This is a genomic window from Cytobacillus firmus (assembly GCF_023612095.1).
GTDB lineage: Bacteria > Bacillota > Bacilli > Bacillales > Cytobacillaceae > Cytobacillus.
Map to the genome: position 1 here is coordinate 2,786,702 of NZ_CP086235.1, position 16,148 is coordinate 2,802,849.

Sequence of the window (16,148 nt, forward strand, 5' to 3'; positions counted from 1 at the left end):
ATACAATTGAATTGTACTCTATTGTTTAGAAGGCTTGATGGAAAAAATCTAAAAGGAACAAGGAAGATCATCTAGTTCCGATTATTTTATTCTGCTTTTTATAAATGTAATGATAAACAAAAGTAAGGGCAAAAGAATCGCCAGCGGCAAATGGATGAATAACGGCACAAACTTCAGTCCTATCTCCAGATGCTGTGAAAGATTTTCTGCATATGCGTATGACAGCAGAAGAATGATCACTAGGATAGATACCGTCACAACCTGTGGTTTAACCTTTGCCATGCTGGATTTTGCAAGATTCATTCCGGCGAAGGTAAAAATGGCAATTTTAAAATAACCGCCGAAGATAATGATAATTACCGCAAAGATGTCCAGCCGTTTAATGAAATCAAAAAGTGTTACCCGCTCAATGGCCTCTATCAAAGGAAAAGTAAAGTTCTTCGCTAATTCCGGGTGAAGTACTCCAATGGTTAAGAATGAAAAAAGAGATAATAATAGCGTGAAAAAGATAATAATAAAGCTTCCCTTTTTAGATACCGCTGATCTGTGCTCACGTTTCAAATAAGGGAAAATCATAAGGAAAGCGATGAGCTCTCCGTACGGAAAGGTGACCATCGTTGGCACAATACTGGCTATTTTCTTTACATCAACCTCAAAGATAGGATCAATGTATTCCCAGTGAAAAATTCCGCTAATGAGAATCCAGAATGGAATCAGGAATAGAAACAGCACGGTTACACTGCCTATAATGACGGCAGAGCGCATAAAGGCCTCCAGCCCCTTTATGTAGGTATAGGCAACAACGAGGAAAATGGATAGTTTTACAATCAACGGTTTCATGGTATAAAGCAGCGTACTATTGATGAACATGGTAAAATCCGTTAAAACGCGGGATGCGAGGTAAGCAAAGTAAAGGACATACACGAGTGACGCTGCAGATCCAAGAAATTTCCCAAGATTCCTTTTCAAAATCACGGAAAGGTTCATATAATCGTTATGTTGCCAAATATAAACATACATTTGAAAAATAAGGAGCCCGATAGTCCCTGCTGTAAGAATGACAATCCAGGAGGCCTTTTCAGCCGATAGATTCAGACCAAAAATAACGGAACTTCCTATCAGGAATAGCAGCATAGCGAACATTGATTCAATGATTCCAATGATTGGTTTGTTCTCCATGTTATCAGCCTCCCTTCTTGTAATGCCCGATATTTTGTACTTTTATATTCGTTTTAAGCTTAATTTCCGCATTTTTAATAGGTACTGGCCAATCTGATTTCAGTTTCTTCCATGTCCCCGGACTTTTCTCCCTCATCATCAGCCCTAACCCCAGAGGGTCCATCTCATTTTCCTGTGCTATGGCGAGTAGGTCCTGCACATGATTCTGGATTGTTTTTTCAATCTGCCTTTCAAGCAGCTGGATATCATGGGGTTTTTCTAAATCCACATTACATTTTATCTGGCTTATATCACCCGAAAGCCTTAAGTTATAATGAAAGATATACTTATCTTCATATGTTTCTACCTGTCTTTCTCTGGCCAGATTTCCAAGAACGCGAAAGGTGAATAGGTTGTTCTCATCTTTTGGGCAGCTTGCTTCAATTGAAAAACCGGATTCGCCTCCCTGCAGAATGGTTATGATGGCAGCATCCCGATAATCAAGGAACACTGATAACTTATCTTCTTTAAAAAGGGCAAGCCCGCCATAAGCAATATGAGCAGGGCTGGTCGTTTCAAAGTTCCCTCTTTCCTTCCCGCTTTTGAGATCTCCTACTACTTTAATAAAAGGCATTGCGATATCCTTTCCCTCCTTGATTTCATCAACCTTGATCTCCGTCGCGGTCACAGGAATATCTCTGCCCAGCTTTTGGAGAATGTTTTCAATTTCAAAAGCTGAAAATCCTTCAATTGGAGAGTAGATCTTCAGCAGTTCACTTGCATTGACATCCCGGGCAATGACCAGATTTGCATCAGATGGAATCTGTGCAGAATGCAGAATATAGTCATAAACGTCCTTGGCCTTCCCCTCACGGGCGAATGCTTCACCCAAGAGAATGACTTCTATCTGTTTTAAATAATTATAACGGGAAATATTTACAGAAATTCTTTCTAAAGCTGCATCAATTGTTTTACCCGTTGCTTTATAAACTACATAGGGGGAGTTGGGAACCTGTGATTTACCTGCAACGGCAGCAGGATTGATCAACTGCAGGGATACCTCATACCCGTCCTCTGCATGGTCGACCCCCATAGCAAATGAAAAAGAAAGTTCATTCAACTCATGTTTATCCAATGGGGCAAGGAATACCGCCGCCACCGATAATAACATAAAGAGCATATAAAGATATTTCACTGTGATCACTCATTTACGGCTATTTTTAAGAAGATCGTCCTTATCATATTTTTTGGGAGCATTTATAATCTTTTTTAATGAAAATCGAATAAAAGTATCTTTTAAATCGGCTTTTTTCACCGGTGTGATCGGTGATAAATATGGCACTCCAAAGCTATTTAAGGATGTAAGATGATTAATTAAAACAATGGTTCCCAGGATAATGCCGTACAATCCAAACGTACTGGCCAAGAACACCAGAATATAACGGATCCCCTTGATTGCATTGCCAAAAGGATGAACAGGAATAGCAAAATTCAAAACATATGTAGCTGAAATGACGACAAGTGTCGACAGCTGGACAATTCCTGCTTCCGCTGCTGACTGGCCTAAAATAATCGTACCAATGATCGAGAATGCCAGCATGATGCCTGTCGGCAAACGTATGGAGCTCTCCAGGAGCACTTCAAAAATCACCATGAGCAGAATGACTTCAATGACTAATGGCAGAGGAACAATTTGCCTCTGTGCTGCCAGGCTGACGAGCAATTCACTGGGGATCAGCTCCTGATGAAATAATACAAATGCAATATAAAAAGGAATGAGAAAGATTGAAGCAACAAAAGAAATTATTCGAACCAGCCTGGTAAAATCGAACATGGATGTTTCATAATAGTCCTCCGGCGAATGGAAAAATTGGATGAACAGGGCAGGCACTATCAGTGCATCCGGAGATCCATCACATATAATCACCATTTTGCCTTCCAATAAATGGCCGGCCACAACATCCGGCCGCTCCGTTGTGAGAACCCGCGGGAATGGCGTAATCTGATCATCTGAGATGCTTTCCTGAATATAAGAAGAATCCAGAATAGATTTTAGTCTAATTGATTTTAGTTTGCTTTTGACATTTTTCAGGAGGTCCCGATCTGCTTTATCAGCTAAATATAGAAGATATACGCCTGTATTGGTCTCCTCTCCAATCGTCTGATCCTCAATTGTCAATTGGTCATTCTTAATGAACCGTTTGATCAGTGAAATATTATTATTGGCAAGCTCGGTAAAACCGATCTGCGGTCCCTTTAATACCCGCTGGGACTGCGGCGGTGAAAGCGCACGATCCTTCCAATCAGCCGTGTCTGCAGCCAGGCATGAATCAGCGCCGGATATAAATATTAGCGTATTTCCATTAGAGAGTTCGTTTACTGCTTCATTCAAGTCCGAGACGATCTTAATCTTGGAAATCTCAATTGTGTTTTCCATTTGCTGTATAGGATTTCTTGATAATTCCTTAAGTTTTAGAATTGGCCCAAGTATATGCTCCTGGACCGTTTTCTTATCTGCAATCGTATCGAGATACAGCAGACAGCCTGAAGTATCGGAAGAGAAAAAAACGAACGGATAATAAGTTCTTTATTTTGATGAAACGCATCTTGAATGTACGATAAATTTTCGTTCAAAACCTTGGAAATACCCGTTATATCCTTCTTCATAAAAAACACCTTAATCACTTTTTTTCTTACTATCCCCATAGAAGGAATTATTATACAGCTGGTAAGCCAACAGCAGCAATTTGCAGTGAAAAAAACAGCCTTATTATAAAATAGGGCTGCTGAATCAAAGTGTTATTTTCTGTTTTACTAAATGGATAGGATTATTTCAGCAATCCTTCCTTCTCAAGATACTCCCTTGCCGTTTCTTCAGGACTCGCACCATCTACATTCACTTTGTAGTTCATTTCACGCATTTCATCATCGCTGATTTTTCCATCCAGCTTGTTTAGAGCTTTAACTAGTTCCGGATGGTCTTCAGCGGTTTCTTCTCTCAACAGCGGGGCGCCCTGATATGGCGGAAACAGGTGTTTGTCATCCTCCAGGACAGTGAGGTGGTACCTGGCAATTTCGCTATCTGTAGAATAAGCGTCCACTAAGTTGATTTCACCTTTTTCGATTGCACCGTAGCGCAGCTTGGGCTCCATGGTTAAAACAGTTGGAAAGTTCAAGCCATACAGCTCCTGAATACCCCGATAGCCATCCTCCCGATCAGAGAATTCAAGGGTGAAGCCTGCTTTTATGTTTTGCTCGACTGCTTTTAGATCTGAAATTGATTGCAGTTCATACTCTTCAGCGAGTTTCTCAGGCACTGCCAAAGCATACGTATTATTGTAAGACATCGGTTCTAACAGTTCCATGCCGAATTGTTCCTTCATTCCTTTTCTCGCCTGATCATATACCTCTCTGCGATCAGTGCTCACCGCAGTCTCTTTTAGAAATTCAGCAATGGCTGTACCGGTAAACTCAGGATACAGGTCAATACTGCCAGACTTCAGAGCATTAAAGACGAATGATGTTTTTCCTAACCCTGGTTTTAAGTCGACATTAAGGTCGGTATCATTTTCAATCAGCAATTTGTACATATTGATCAGAATCTCCGGTTCTGAACCAAGCTTCCCGCCAATGACAATATTCTCTTCTGATTCTCTTGTCAGCAGCGGGGTCGCCATAACCAGTATCATTGCGCCAATGAAGACTCCCAGCGCTGTGAGCGACCGTTTAAAAGACATATGCTCGAATCGTCGCAGCAGCATATCAAAAAGGATTGCCAATATGGCTGCAGGAATAGCACCAAGAATAATCAGAGCTGTATTGTTCCGGTCAATACCAAGGAGAATTAATTCTCCTAAACCTCCTGCTCCAATTAAGGCAGCAAGAGTAGCTGTGCCGACTATTAACACCATCGCGGTACGGATTCCGGCCATAATAACCGGCATGGCAAGAGGAAGCTCTACCTTCATGAGCCTTTTGCGCCGGTTCATCCCCATTGCCCTTGCTGCTTCAATAATGGAATCGTCCACTTCCTTTATGCCTGTATATGTATTTCTCAGAATCGGCAGAAGGGCATATACGACTAAAGCGATTATGGCGGGCACTTTTCCAATGCCGAATAAGGGGATCAGTAGGCCAAGCAGCGCTAATGAAGGTACGGTCTGCAATACGGCTGTTACCCCGATGATTCCTTCCGCAATTTTTTGCTTTTTAGTCAGATATATTCCAAGCGGGATGGCAATCAGGACTGCAAAAAATAAAGCAATGAGCGAAATCTGTATATGTTCAATCAGCACGCTTACTAATTGGCCTTTTCTTTCACTAAAAACAGAGCTCAAGGTATTCATGACCTCACCTCTCTTTTCATGCTGCCCGCCAAATTACGGATAACAGCCTGCCTGTTGACCAGCCCAATGATTTCCCCGTCCTCTTCCACAGCAATTTCATCATGAGCTGCCAATAAGCTTAGTGTTTCTTGGAGTGAAGCCGAGGCTGAAAGGACTGCCATGCTCTCTTCAATTACTGAAACCGGCAAAAGGAGGTTATGAAGGCTGAATCCCTCAATGTACTGCCCCGCCTCTTCCCCGACAAACTGCCTGACAAATTCGTTTTCCGGATGCGCAAGCAGTTCTTCAGGTGTGCCAATTTGGACGACTTCCCCGTCCTTCATGACACAAATGCGGTCGCCGAGCTTTAAAGCTTCCTTCATATCGTGTGTAACAAACACAATGGTTTTCTTTATTTTTTTCTGAAGGCTGATTAGGTCATCCTGAATCTTTTCCCTGCTAATGGGATCCAGTGCACTAAAAGGCTCATCCATCAGGATTATGGGCGGATTAGCGGCCAGTGCTCTTGTTACGCCCACTCTTTGCTGCTGTCCTCCTGAAAGTTCATTCGGCTTTCGGCTCCGGTATATGTCAGGCTCCAATCCGACCATTTCCAATAACTCATCAATCCGTTCTTTAATTTTCACCTGCTCCCAATTCTTAAGCTCCGGTACAATCGCGATATTTTCCCCAATCGTCATATGAGGAAAAAGGGCAATCTGCTGAAGTACATAGCCAATATCCCAGCGGAGCTCATGAATGTCATAGTCACTGATCCGTTTACCATTTATGAAAATCGTTCCTGATGTCAAAGGAATAAGCCTATTAATCATCTTCAGAACAGTAGTTTTCCCGGAACCGCTCGGACCAATAATCACAAAAAACTCGCCTTCTTTTATATGTAAGTTGATTGAATCTACAGCTTTGGTACCATCCCGATACTGTTTCGAGACATTTTCAAACTGAATCATTGCTCCACCCCTCTAATATGTTTACATCCTAATTATTCCCTTAACAAATTTCCGAAAAACGGTCCGCCTGCGTTTTCTTTTTTGCTGTTATACTATCATACAGATAGACAGGAAACATTTCCATTTTAAGAATCCAAAGAAAAAACAGCCTCCTGCATGGAGGCTGCCTGTTATTAAGCGGAAGATCTTTTCAGGTTCTTAAAGAGGTCCGGAAAGTCTTTTCTGATTGCTTCGCGGATATCCCCGAATGCAAGATGGCGAATGGGATAGGTTTTTACTTTCTTTAAGGTGGAATGTGGGTTTCCTATAAAAATATTAACGGTCTCTTCTAAAAATCTTTCCTGCTGAAACATATAATTGTTTCGATTTTCAAAGACTTTGTTTTCTGTTTGCTCATAAATAATGTAATAGTTTTCGATGATTTCACCACGGAACATTTCCTGCGTCTCAATTACTTCGTATACTTTCATCGGTATCAGTCTCCCTTTCAAATAAATTCATAGTGACGAAAGTGATAAGTTCAATCCCATTGGCAAAACCAGCAGCTTTATATTTTGGATACTATGATGGATTTTACTTGAACATGCCTTCACATGGTAATTTCACACTATTGGCTTATAATGTGGTTCAGTATAATTTCAATTTGGGCTGCACCTGTTTCCTGGGCTGCTTTTACTACCGCATCCCTTACTGCAGGGACAACCCGGCTGTCGAGCGGCCCAGGAATGACATAATCAGGTGTCAGATCTGTAGCATCGATTAAACCGGCTATAGCTTCGACAGCTGCCATTTTCATTTCTTCATTAATTTCAGTAGCCCTGACGTCGAGGGCGCCTCGAAAAATTCCAGGGAATGCGAGGACATTATTCACCTGATTCGGCAAATCGGATCTTCCTGTTCCAACGACTTTAGCTCCTGCCGCTTTCGCCTCATCCGGCATGATCTCAGGAACTGGATTAGCCATGGCAAAAATAATGGAATTCGGACTCATCGTCTCGACCATTTCCTTTGTTAAGGCACCGGCAGAGGAAACCCCGATGAACACATCCGCGCCAATGATAACATCCTCAAGCGATCCTTTACGTTTTCCTGGATTGGTGATTTTCGCGACAGACTCCTTGACAGGGTTCATTCGCTCCTGCCTTCCTTCATAAATCGCTCCCTTTGTATCACACATGATGATATCTTTTGCTCCCATATTAAGGAGCAGCTTGATAATCGCAATCCCTGCCGCACCTGCTCCATTGATTACGATTTTTATTTCATCCATTTTTTTGCCGGCAAGCTTCAGCGCATTGATTAACCCGGCTGCTGTTACGATCGCTGTTCCATGCTGGTCATCATGAAAAACGGGGATATTCATTTCCTGCTTCAGCCGTTCTTCAATGTAAAAGCAATTGGGTGCCGCGATATCCTCCAGGTTAATGCCCCCAAAGGAAGGCTGAAGCAGCCTGACTGTTTTAATGATTTCTTCGGGATCCTTCGTATCAAGGCAAATTGGAACCGCATCAATCCCTGCAAAAGCTTTAAATAATGCAGCCTTCCCTTCCATAACAGGCATGGAGGCTTCAGGGCCAATATCGCCAAGTCCCAGCACAGATGTGCCGTCTGAAACCACGGCGATTAAGTTTCCTTTTATTGTATAATCATAGACCTTCTCAGGCTGGTCATGAATTCTTCGGCACGGCTCTGCCACTCCTGGGGAATAGGCTAAGCTTAAATCCTTCATGCTGTTCAGCGGCATTTTTACATCGACCGTTAACTTCCCTTGAAACTTCTCATGAAGCAGTAAAGATTCCTTCTGCAAATCCATTCTATTCATCTCCCCTTATTGAATATTGTTAATTTTCAGTATTTGTTGTAGATTATTATATAATGAGTGGCATCCATAAATGAAATACATATAATCTATAATCCTTATGCCTTTTGGTTATATGAGAGGAGTGCAGTAATTGGATATACGGCATTTAGAATATTTTGCTGAAGTAGCACAGCATTTAAGCTTCACGAAAGCATCCCAGACCCTGCATGTCACCCAGCCTTCCATCAGCAAAGCCATCAAGAATCTCGAAGGGGAACTGGGTGTGCCGCTATTTTATCGGTCATCGAAGCAGCTTGAATTAACAGATGCGGGTAAAGCGGTGTTAATCAATGCGAAAAAAGTGCTGGACGCATTTCAGAACCTGACATTGGAATTAACTGATCTGATGGAGCTGAAGGGCGGTGAAATCAAAATTGGCATACCCCCCATAGTCGGCGCAGCCTTCTTCTCGAAGCTTATCAGCCAATATAAAGAAAAGTTCCCATTGATCGAAATTAAATTAACAGAAGTCGGCACGAAGAAAATAAAAAAAGGGGTGGAAGATGGCACATTGGATATTGGCCTGATTTGCACGGTTCCGGCTCATGGAAGCAGTTTTGAAATAATCAATGTCCTAAGGGATCCCTTAATGCTGATTATTCACCGGGAACATAGACTTGCTTCGAAAAAGGAAGTGCACTTTTCAGAATTAGCCAAAGAGCCTTTCATCCTCTACCGGAAAGATTTCACCCTATATGATCTGATTATTGAGGAATGCGTAAACAGCGGATTTCAGCCTAATATCGTCTGTGAAAGCTCGCAAAAGGACTTCCTGCTGGGAATGGTTGAAGGAAAACTGGGAATCACCATGCTGCCAAGCAAAATCTGTCAAAATATAAACTGCACTGACCTTGTGGTTATGCCAATCTCTGAATCTGCTGTTAACTTAGAGCTCGGGATGATCTGGAAAAAGGATAAGTATTTATCTTTTGCGGTCCGGGAGTTTATTTCCGGTGCTGAGACTTATTTGGAGGAAGGGCTGTGAACGGCCGTCGCAAATTTTAAAAGTGCGACGGCTTTTCACCTTCTGTATTATTGTTTACAAGCCTTAACAAATGCATCAAATATAGCTTTTGAAGGGTTATCATTCTTTTGTGTCATGCATTCAGGGTGCCACTGTACCCCTAATGCAAAGCGATGCTCTTTACTCTCAAAAGCCTCAATAACCCCATCATTGGCCTCTGCACACACCTCAAAGTTTTCAGGCATTTTGCGGACAGCCTGATGATGATAGCTATTCACTTTAAAGCTTTGCATTCCAGTAACTTTGTGGAGGAGAGAATCTCTTTTTACATTCACAAAGTGTGTCGCATGCCAGCGGGGTGCTTTTTGGCCATGCTGCAGCAAAGGTGTACCCATTTGGGAATAGATGTCCTGATACATATCACCCCCAAGAGCAATACTGAGGATTTGGCAGCCCCTGCATATGGCTAAAATTGGTTTATCACGAGCGAGCATTTTCTGAATTATGCTGATTTCGAATGTATCTCTTTCAGGACAAATACTGCCCAGCTTTTGATGGGGTTCTTCACCAAATAGGGTTGGGTCGATGTCCCCCGCCAGTAAGCAGAAGCCCGTCAAGCGTTTCAGCTAATTTTTCGATTTTGTCATCCTCCAGCAGATTAGGAATAACAATCGGAACGGCCCCTGCGTGTAACAATGATGGAATATTATCCATTGAAACGGAAAGCTGCTGATCATCTAAATTTGATGTAACTCCAATAATTGGTTTCATTCGGCACCTCTGGTTATATAGTTTAGAAGATTATTCTATAGAACCGGGAAGAAGTCCTATCTGCCACAAAAAAAATAAGCAAAACAAAAAAAACTGCCCAGAGGTCAGTATTCCTGACTTCTGAACAGTCCATGTATCCTATTAATATGGATCCGCTTCACGGCTATTCTCAACCGCTTCTTTTGATGCCTGGTTTTCAGCGATTGAACCCTGGCCATACTTAGATCTTCCAGCGTCACGGCCGGGAATTTGCTCTTCCCCGCTCATTGCCTGTAATTCCTTCATGACTTTTTCAATTCCTTCTTTCACACGGTGGCCATAGTCTTCATCAGCCTGTGTGAAATGTTCAATCATAGCATCCTGAATCCGTTTATCACATACTGCCAATGCCTCAGACAGGTTTTTAATCAATTCATCGCGCTCCCAATCATCAAAACTCCTGTAGGTATGTCCGGCCTGGCCATAATTGTTTGGACGATCGATCGGAGCGCTCATAGCAGCTGCGTTATAGGTTGGGCGATGCGGTGTGCGCCCCTCTTCAGGTGCTTCCTGAAAGCCGCCCTTCATTGACGGCTCGTAGTTAATATGCGGATTATCTCCTGCCTCTTTAGGGTCACGAGTATCCATTTGGCCGCGCTGCTGATTCGTACGGACAGGTGCTTTTGGCGCATTTACCGGCAATTTCAAATAGTTTGCCCCTACGCGATAACGCTGCGTGTCGGAATATGAGAAAGTCCGGCCCTGAAGCATTTTATCATCGGAAAAATCCATGCCATCAACAAGTACTCCCGTACCAAATGCAGCCTGCTCAATTTCTGCATGGTAATCCACCGGATTGCGATCAAGGACCATGCGGCCAACTGGCAGCCAAGGGAACTTATCTTCCGGCCATAGCTTCGTATCATCAAGCGGATCAAAATCCAATTCAGGGTGGTAATCATCCTCCATGATTTGGACAAACAGCTCCCATTCCGGATAATCTCCGCGTTTAATAGATTCAAATAAATCCTGTGTGGCATGGCCGACATTTTTTGCCTGTATTTCGTTTGCCTCTTCCTGTGTCAGATTGCGGATTCCCTGCTTGGGCTCCCAGTGATATTTCACCAGAACCGCTTCCCCTTTTTCATTCACCCATTTATACGTATTAACGCCGGAACCCTGCATGTGGCGGTATGTAGCGGGTATGCCCCAAGGTGAAAATACGAATGTAATCATATGTGTAGCCTCAGGTGTGCGAGATACAAAATCAAACATCCGTTCAGGATTTGGGACATTTGAAACAGGATCAGGCTTAAAGGCATGAATCATGTCAGGGAATTTCATCGCATCACGGATAAAGAAGATTTTCAGGTTATTGCCGACTAAATCCCAGTTTCCGTCCTCAGTGTACATTTTTACGGCAAAGCCTCTAGGATCACGTGCAGTTTCGGGGGAATCCTTCGCACCGGCCACGGTTGAAAATCGGACCATCAATGGCGTCTTCTTCCCTGCACCAGAGAAGACCTTGGCACGTGTATACTTCTCGACCGGCTCATCACCCACTTTTCCGTATGTTTCAAAGTAACCGAATGCGCCTGCTCCTCTTGCGTGCACCACACGCTCCGGAACCTCTTCCCTGTCAAAATGGGAGATCTTCTCAATGAAATGATAATTTTCTAAAGTAGCTGGCCCCCGATTGCCTATCGTGCGAATGTTTTGGTTATCCGTAACAGGATGCCCCTGCCGAGTTGTCAGTGTCTCACGACTAACATTCTGCTCATTTTCTGTATTCATATCTTTGTTATCTGCCACACTCAAACCTCCTAAAAATGAATGACCATATTTTGCCTCGGGTTCGAAATTTTATACCTGAATTTACTTTAAATGTTAAGTGTTGGAAACGTTTCCGAAAAAGGCTGCCTGGTTATAATACCCATCAAAATGGAAATGAAACCTTATTGCCTAAAAGTACTTAATTAATTTGATCCGAATAATGTTCGTGCCTTTGTAAAAAATATTCTTGTCCGGGGGAGGTGTAGACATGCCGAATCTTAATGATAATAAATTCAAAAAAATTCAATCTGAAAGTCAAAAGCAGGGTAAAACGTACGAAGAATATGCTGCTGAACTGGAAGCGAATAAAATGAAGGCTCAGAAAAGAAAATAAGGATGTGAGGCAGGTGATATCGCTCCTGCCTTTTTTGCTGCCACTTCTGAATAAAGATTCCCACTGTAAGTATCTAAAGGGTATATTTAATAATTTGTCCGCATCCCGGTCACAGTTTGTTAACATTTACGCATTACAATTTAATTGTACCGAAACATCAGAAAGCCCTTTTTCTTTACCCCTTCAGGTCCGGCCCTTCTTAAGCGGCCGGATTTTTTATGTCTTTTTCCGCTGGGCATTAAGAGTTCAGTTCACCGCCTTAAAAAAAGCCCTTCTCACAATAAGAAGAGCTTTCCATTCATCCTTTGCCAGCCTGAAATCCCGGATATTGTGTCATGCCTCCATCAGCATACAAGGTCATTCCGGTGACATAGCTTGCTTCTGTTGATGCCAGCCATACTGCACAGGCTGCTATTTCTTCCGGCTTGCCGATGTAGCCCATGGGTATGAGTTCAACGACACCTTTTTTCAATTCCGGGTCCTCAAATTTTTCCGCATTAATGGGTGTATCAATAGCACCAGGGGCAATACAGTTTACCCGGATACCGTGCGGGGCAAATTCAAGCGCAAGTGTCTCGGTCATCAATTTGACTCCGCCTTTGCTTGCTGCATAATGAACAAAATGAGGCCATGGAATTTCCTGATGAACAGATGACATATTTATGATCGAGCCTTTTATCTTGTTTTCAAGCATGTAGTCAATCGCTTCACGGCAGCCTAGAAATTGTCCCGTAAGATTCGTCGAAATAACTTTATTCCAATCCTCCAGGGTAAGTTCTTCAGATGGGACTTCATTTTCAATTCCCGCGTTATTGATCATGATGTCGAGAGAACCGAACGTTTTAATGGCATGTGCGATCATTCTTTTAACATCCTCTTCCTTTGTAACATCCCCCTGAATTGCAGAGGCACTGCCTCCAGCTTTCTCAATCGTTTCTATGATCCCCTGCACTTCCTGTTCCTCATTAAAATAATTGATGACTACCTTCGCTTTTTCAGCACCGAACCGTTCTGCCATTGACTTTCCCAGCCCGCTCGCTGCGCCGGTAATAACGACAACTTTTCCTTCAAGACTTGGATACATAAGAACCGCCCCTTTTTTTTATTTTTTCGTAAAGCCGAGCAATACTCCACCAGCGATAATAAACAAACAGCCAAGGAGTACCATAAACACCTGTTTTTTGCTTTTCCGCTCATTTAAAAAGAATAGCCCGCCAATGGTCGATATGACAATTCCAGTCTGAGAAAGTGAAAAGCTGGTGGCCACTCCGATCTTCGGAAGGGAAAGCAGCAATCCCAGATTCCCGGTGCTCCAAATCAGCCCAGTAATAATATTACGGATTGCATATTTGTTATATGGCTTGCGGCGAAGGGTTATGAGGAATGCTCCTGTTACCATTCCAATTGCCTGCGGCAGTATGGCAGACCAGCCGTCAATTTCAAACCAGCGGATTAGTACGACATACCCGACAAAGCCTGCGGTCGATAATAGGAGTACAAGCAGGCCTTTCTTGAGACTTTTTCCCTGTTCATTGTCATCCCCCTGTTTCAAGGAAGTCAGAACAGCACCTACAATAATGCAGACCAGAGAGGTGACTCCGATGATAATACTCATCCTTGTTTCCCATTCTTTAAAAATGAATACTCCAAAAAAAGTTGTTCCAATAAGCTGCAGACCTGTGGACATTGGAGCTGTCTTGGCAACCCCCAAATAGCGGACTGCCCCAAACTGATTTTTCTGCCCAATCGACCAGAACAAACCGGAAATAAAGCCGACTGCCCAAACGATATTGGGCAGATCCGGTCTCTTAAAAAGATAGACAGCGATGGCAAATAATAGCGCTCCTATTGTTGTGCCAAGCGTTTGGCTGTCCTCATCCCCGCCAAGCTTGTTGCTGACAAATACAATACTGCCCCATGAAACGGCTGCAATGAGGGCTAAGAGAATTCCTGTCATGGTGTGTACCTCATCTTTCGATTTTATGTATATTTTTAGATTGCAGTTATATAAGGACTCTTATTCCACAAGCCAAAAAAGTATTGAATTATTTATTATCATTCCTCATATTTAAACCACTAAAACCATAATTAACAGCAACCTATCTATTTAATAGTCGATTAACAGGTATTTCAATATAATAATTTATCGCACAATTTATAATATTTGTGTTAAACTAACAAATATCACTGTCGGATAACAGTGATAAGCCATTATTCTCTTTTATATAATAATCAATTCGGAGGGAATCAAATGAAAAACGCAATCAGCAAGTGGAACCAAATAAGCCTGGTAAAAAGAATTGTGCTGGGCATCATCGCAGGTATCACTCTCGCTTTGACTATTCCGAAAGCAGCGGGATGGGTCTCTATCTTCGGTACTTTATTTGTAGGTGCATTAAAAGCAGTTGCACCGGTACTGGTTTTTTTCCTGGTCATGCATGCCATTTCCAGACATAGAAGCGGACAGCAGACAAATATGAAGTCCATTATAGCTCTTTATGGTGTAAGCACCTTTTTAGCCGGACTTGTCGCCGTTGTAGCAAGCTTTATTTTTCCTGTTACCCTTTCACTTGCTCCGGGAGCTGAGGATGTGACACCTCCAGGAGGGATAGCAGAAGTTCTTACAACCCTGCTGACTAATGTTGTGGACAACCCGGTCAATGCACTGATCAACGGCAATTATATTGGCATTCTGACTTGGGCAATCCTTCTTGGCATTGCCTTAAGAAAAGCAGCTGACACTACAAAAAACATGCTCGCAAATTTCTCGGATGCCATCTCGACTCTGGTAAAATGGGTAATTAGCTTCGCCCCATTTGGAATTATGGGTCTTGTGTTTGATGCGATTGTCAGCAATGGTCTTTCTGCACTGATGGATTACGGCAAGTTACTGTTCATCCTCCTGGGCTGCATGTTCTTTATCGCTCTGGTTGTGAATCCGATTATCGTATTTTTAAATATTCGCAGAAATCCATATCCGCTTGTTTTTAGATGCTTACGAGAAAGCGGAATTACAGCGTTCTTCACACGCAGCTCAGCAGCAAATATTCCTGTAAATATGAGCTTATGCGAAAAACTTGGGCTGGATGAAGATACGTATTCCGTATCCATCCCATTAGGCGCAACGGTTAATATGGCTGGTGCAGCTGTTACAATTTCTGTTCTGACTCTTTCAGCGGTTCACACATTAGGTATTCAAGTGGATTTTGGAACAGCTCTAATCCTTAGCGTGTTAGCTGCTGTTTCTGCGGCAGGTGCTTCAGGTGTTGCAGGCGGATCCCTTCTCCTCATTCCTTTAGCAGCCAGCTTATTCGGAATTCCGGATGACATAGCCATGCAGGTTGTCGGAGTAGGATTCATTATTGGCGTTTTACAGGATTCATGTGAGACAGCCCTTAACTCTTCCTCAGATGTTCTATTTACTGCTACGGCTGAATATGCGAAGGAGCGCAAGGAAGGAAAAGTTGTTAAGATGAGTGCCTAATAACGAAATGAAGGAGCCAGCCCCTGCGGGGCGGCTCCTTTTTTAAAACCTTTTGACTGAGAAGTCTTTTTTTATGTAATTTTGCTGAAATCCAACCACCTGCCTCTCACAATCACTTAATGACAGCATTTTTCCTGCTAAATATAAAAAGGCTGCCTCCTAGCGTAAGAAGAGAGATAAATTTACTTACAAGCAAGAGATAAGAGGTTTTATCTGAATCCATGGGTACATGCGGATGCTGGATAAGGGTGTAAATAATGAGAAGACCAAAGAGAAGAATCACATAGGCGTTATTAAAAGCCCTATTAAAGATTTCCTCCCCTTTATCTTCCTGAAAATTGGTTAAAATGGCAAAGCCATACGTGAAAATAAGAAGCATGGTGTAGATTAAAACTGTGACTGCAAAAAAGATATTCAAATTTTGCTGCCCCCTTTTCCATTCACTTCTGTTTCATCCATCAAATTGGG

14 protein-coding genes and 1 pseudogene are annotated in these 16,148 nt (G+C 42.6%); 3 read left to right on the forward strand and 12 right to left on the reverse strand.

Annotation, left to right across the window (positions count from 1 at the left end; translation table 11 throughout):
* Positions 1–81: 81 nt before the first annotated feature.
* The 7 genes from LLY41_RS14060 to LLY41_RS14090 form a co-directional block, all read right to left on the reverse strand.
* The gene (locus LLY41_RS14060; RefSeq protein WP_095242503.1) at positions 82–1,179 is read right to left on the reverse strand and encodes a GerAB/ArcD/ProY family transporter; all 1,098 of its coding nucleotides are present in this window, start codon (positions 1,177–1,179) and stop codon (positions 82–84) included.
* 4 nt (positions 1,180–1,183) lie between these two features.
* On the reverse strand, positions 1,184–2,353 hold the full coding sequence (locus LLY41_RS14065; protein WP_095242502.1) for a Ger(x)C family spore germination protein: 1,170 nt from the start codon (positions 2,351–2,353) through the stop codon (positions 1,184–1,186).
* Positions 2,354–2,362: 9 nt separating this feature from the next.
* A complete protein-coding gene (locus tag LLY41_RS14070) occupies positions 2,363–3,697 on the reverse strand; it encodes a spore germination protein (RefSeq protein WP_304588040.1) in 1,335 nt (444 codons plus the stop codon).
* Positions 3,698–3,986: 289 nt separating this feature from the next.
* Positions 3,987–5,504, reverse strand: coding sequence for an osmoprotectant update ABC transporter permease/substrate-binding subunit OpuFB (gene opuFB / locus LLY41_RS14075; protein WP_095242500.1), 1,518 nt, complete (start codon positions 5,502–5,504; stop codon positions 3,987–3,989).
* Complete coding sequence (locus LLY41_RS14080) at positions 5,501–6,454, reverse strand: ABC transporter ATP-binding protein (RefSeq protein ID WP_095242499.1); 954 nt, start codon at positions 6,452–6,454, stop codon at positions 5,501–5,503. The genes opuFB and LLY41_RS14080 overlap by 4 nt, the downstream gene beginning before the upstream one ends.
* A gap of 173 nt (positions 6,455–6,627) precedes the next feature.
* Positions 6,628–6,924: a hypothetical protein gene (locus LLY41_RS14085; RefSeq protein ID WP_095242498.1), complete on the reverse strand. Its 297-nt coding sequence runs from the start codon at positions 6,922–6,924 to the stop codon at positions 6,628–6,630.
* A 137-nt stretch (positions 6,925–7,061) separates the two neighbouring features.
* Entirely contained in the window at positions 7,062–8,267 is a 1,206-nt protein-coding gene (locus tag LLY41_RS14090) for an NADP-dependent malic enzyme (RefSeq protein WP_095242497.1), read from the reverse strand.
* 139 nt (positions 8,268–8,406) lie between these two features.
* On the opposite strand from LLY41_RS14090, the gene LLY41_RS14095 reads away from it, so the two are divergent.
* Positions 8,407–9,300 (forward strand): LysR family transcriptional regulator, encoded by an 894-nt coding sequence (locus tag LLY41_RS14095; protein WP_095242496.1) that lies wholly within the window; start codon positions 8,407–8,409, stop codon positions 9,298–9,300.
* Between the two features lie 47 nt (positions 9,301–9,347).
* Here LLY41_RS14095 and LLY41_RS14100 read toward each other — a convergent pair.
* Positions 9,348–10,050 (reverse strand): annotated as a pseudogene (locus LLY41_RS14100) (gamma-glutamyl-gamma-aminobutyrate hydrolase family protein).
* 141 nt (positions 10,051–10,191) lie between these two features.
* Positions 10,192–11,841 carry a catalase gene (locus LLY41_RS14105; protein ID WP_095242495.1) on the reverse strand — a complete coding sequence of 550 codons (1,650 nt, stop codon included), beginning with the start codon at positions 11,839–11,841 and terminating at the stop codon, positions 10,192–10,194.
* Between the two features lie 229 nt (positions 11,842–12,070).
* Here LLY41_RS14105 and LLY41_RS14110 point away from each other — a divergent pair, with 229 nt between their 5' ends.
* Entirely contained in the window at positions 12,071–12,196 is a 126-nt protein-coding gene (locus LLY41_RS14110) for a hypothetical protein (RefSeq protein ID WP_258549827.1), read from the forward strand.
* Positions 12,197–12,494: 298 nt separating this feature from the next.
* Here the strand turns inward: LLY41_RS14110 and LLY41_RS14115 are convergent, their stop codons facing one another.
* On the reverse strand, positions 12,495–13,280 hold the full coding sequence (locus LLY41_RS14115) for a glucose-1-dehydrogenase (protein ID WP_095242494.1): 786 nt from the start codon (positions 13,278–13,280) through the stop codon (positions 12,495–12,497).
* A gap of 18 nt (positions 13,281–13,298) precedes the next feature.
* The gene (locus LLY41_RS14120) at positions 13,299–14,153 is read right to left on the reverse strand and encodes a GRP family sugar transporter (protein WP_095242493.1); all 855 of its coding nucleotides are present in this window, start codon (positions 14,151–14,153) and stop codon (positions 13,299–13,301) included.
* A gap of 294 nt (positions 14,154–14,447) precedes the next feature.
* On the opposite strand from LLY41_RS14120, the gene sstT reads away from it, so the two are divergent.
* On the forward strand, positions 14,448–15,680 hold the full coding sequence (gene sstT / locus LLY41_RS14125; protein ID WP_095242492.1) for a serine/threonine transporter SstT: 1,233 nt from the start codon (positions 14,448–14,450) through the stop codon (positions 15,678–15,680).
* A gap of 112 nt (positions 15,681–15,792) precedes the next feature.
* Here the strand turns inward: sstT and LLY41_RS14130 are convergent, their stop codons facing one another.
* Positions 15,793–16,098, reverse strand: a complete 306-nt coding sequence (locus LLY41_RS14130; RefSeq protein ID WP_095242491.1) for a hypothetical protein — start codon at positions 16,096–16,098, stop codon at positions 15,793–15,795.
* Between the last annotated feature and the right edge of the window lie 50 nt (positions 16,099–16,148).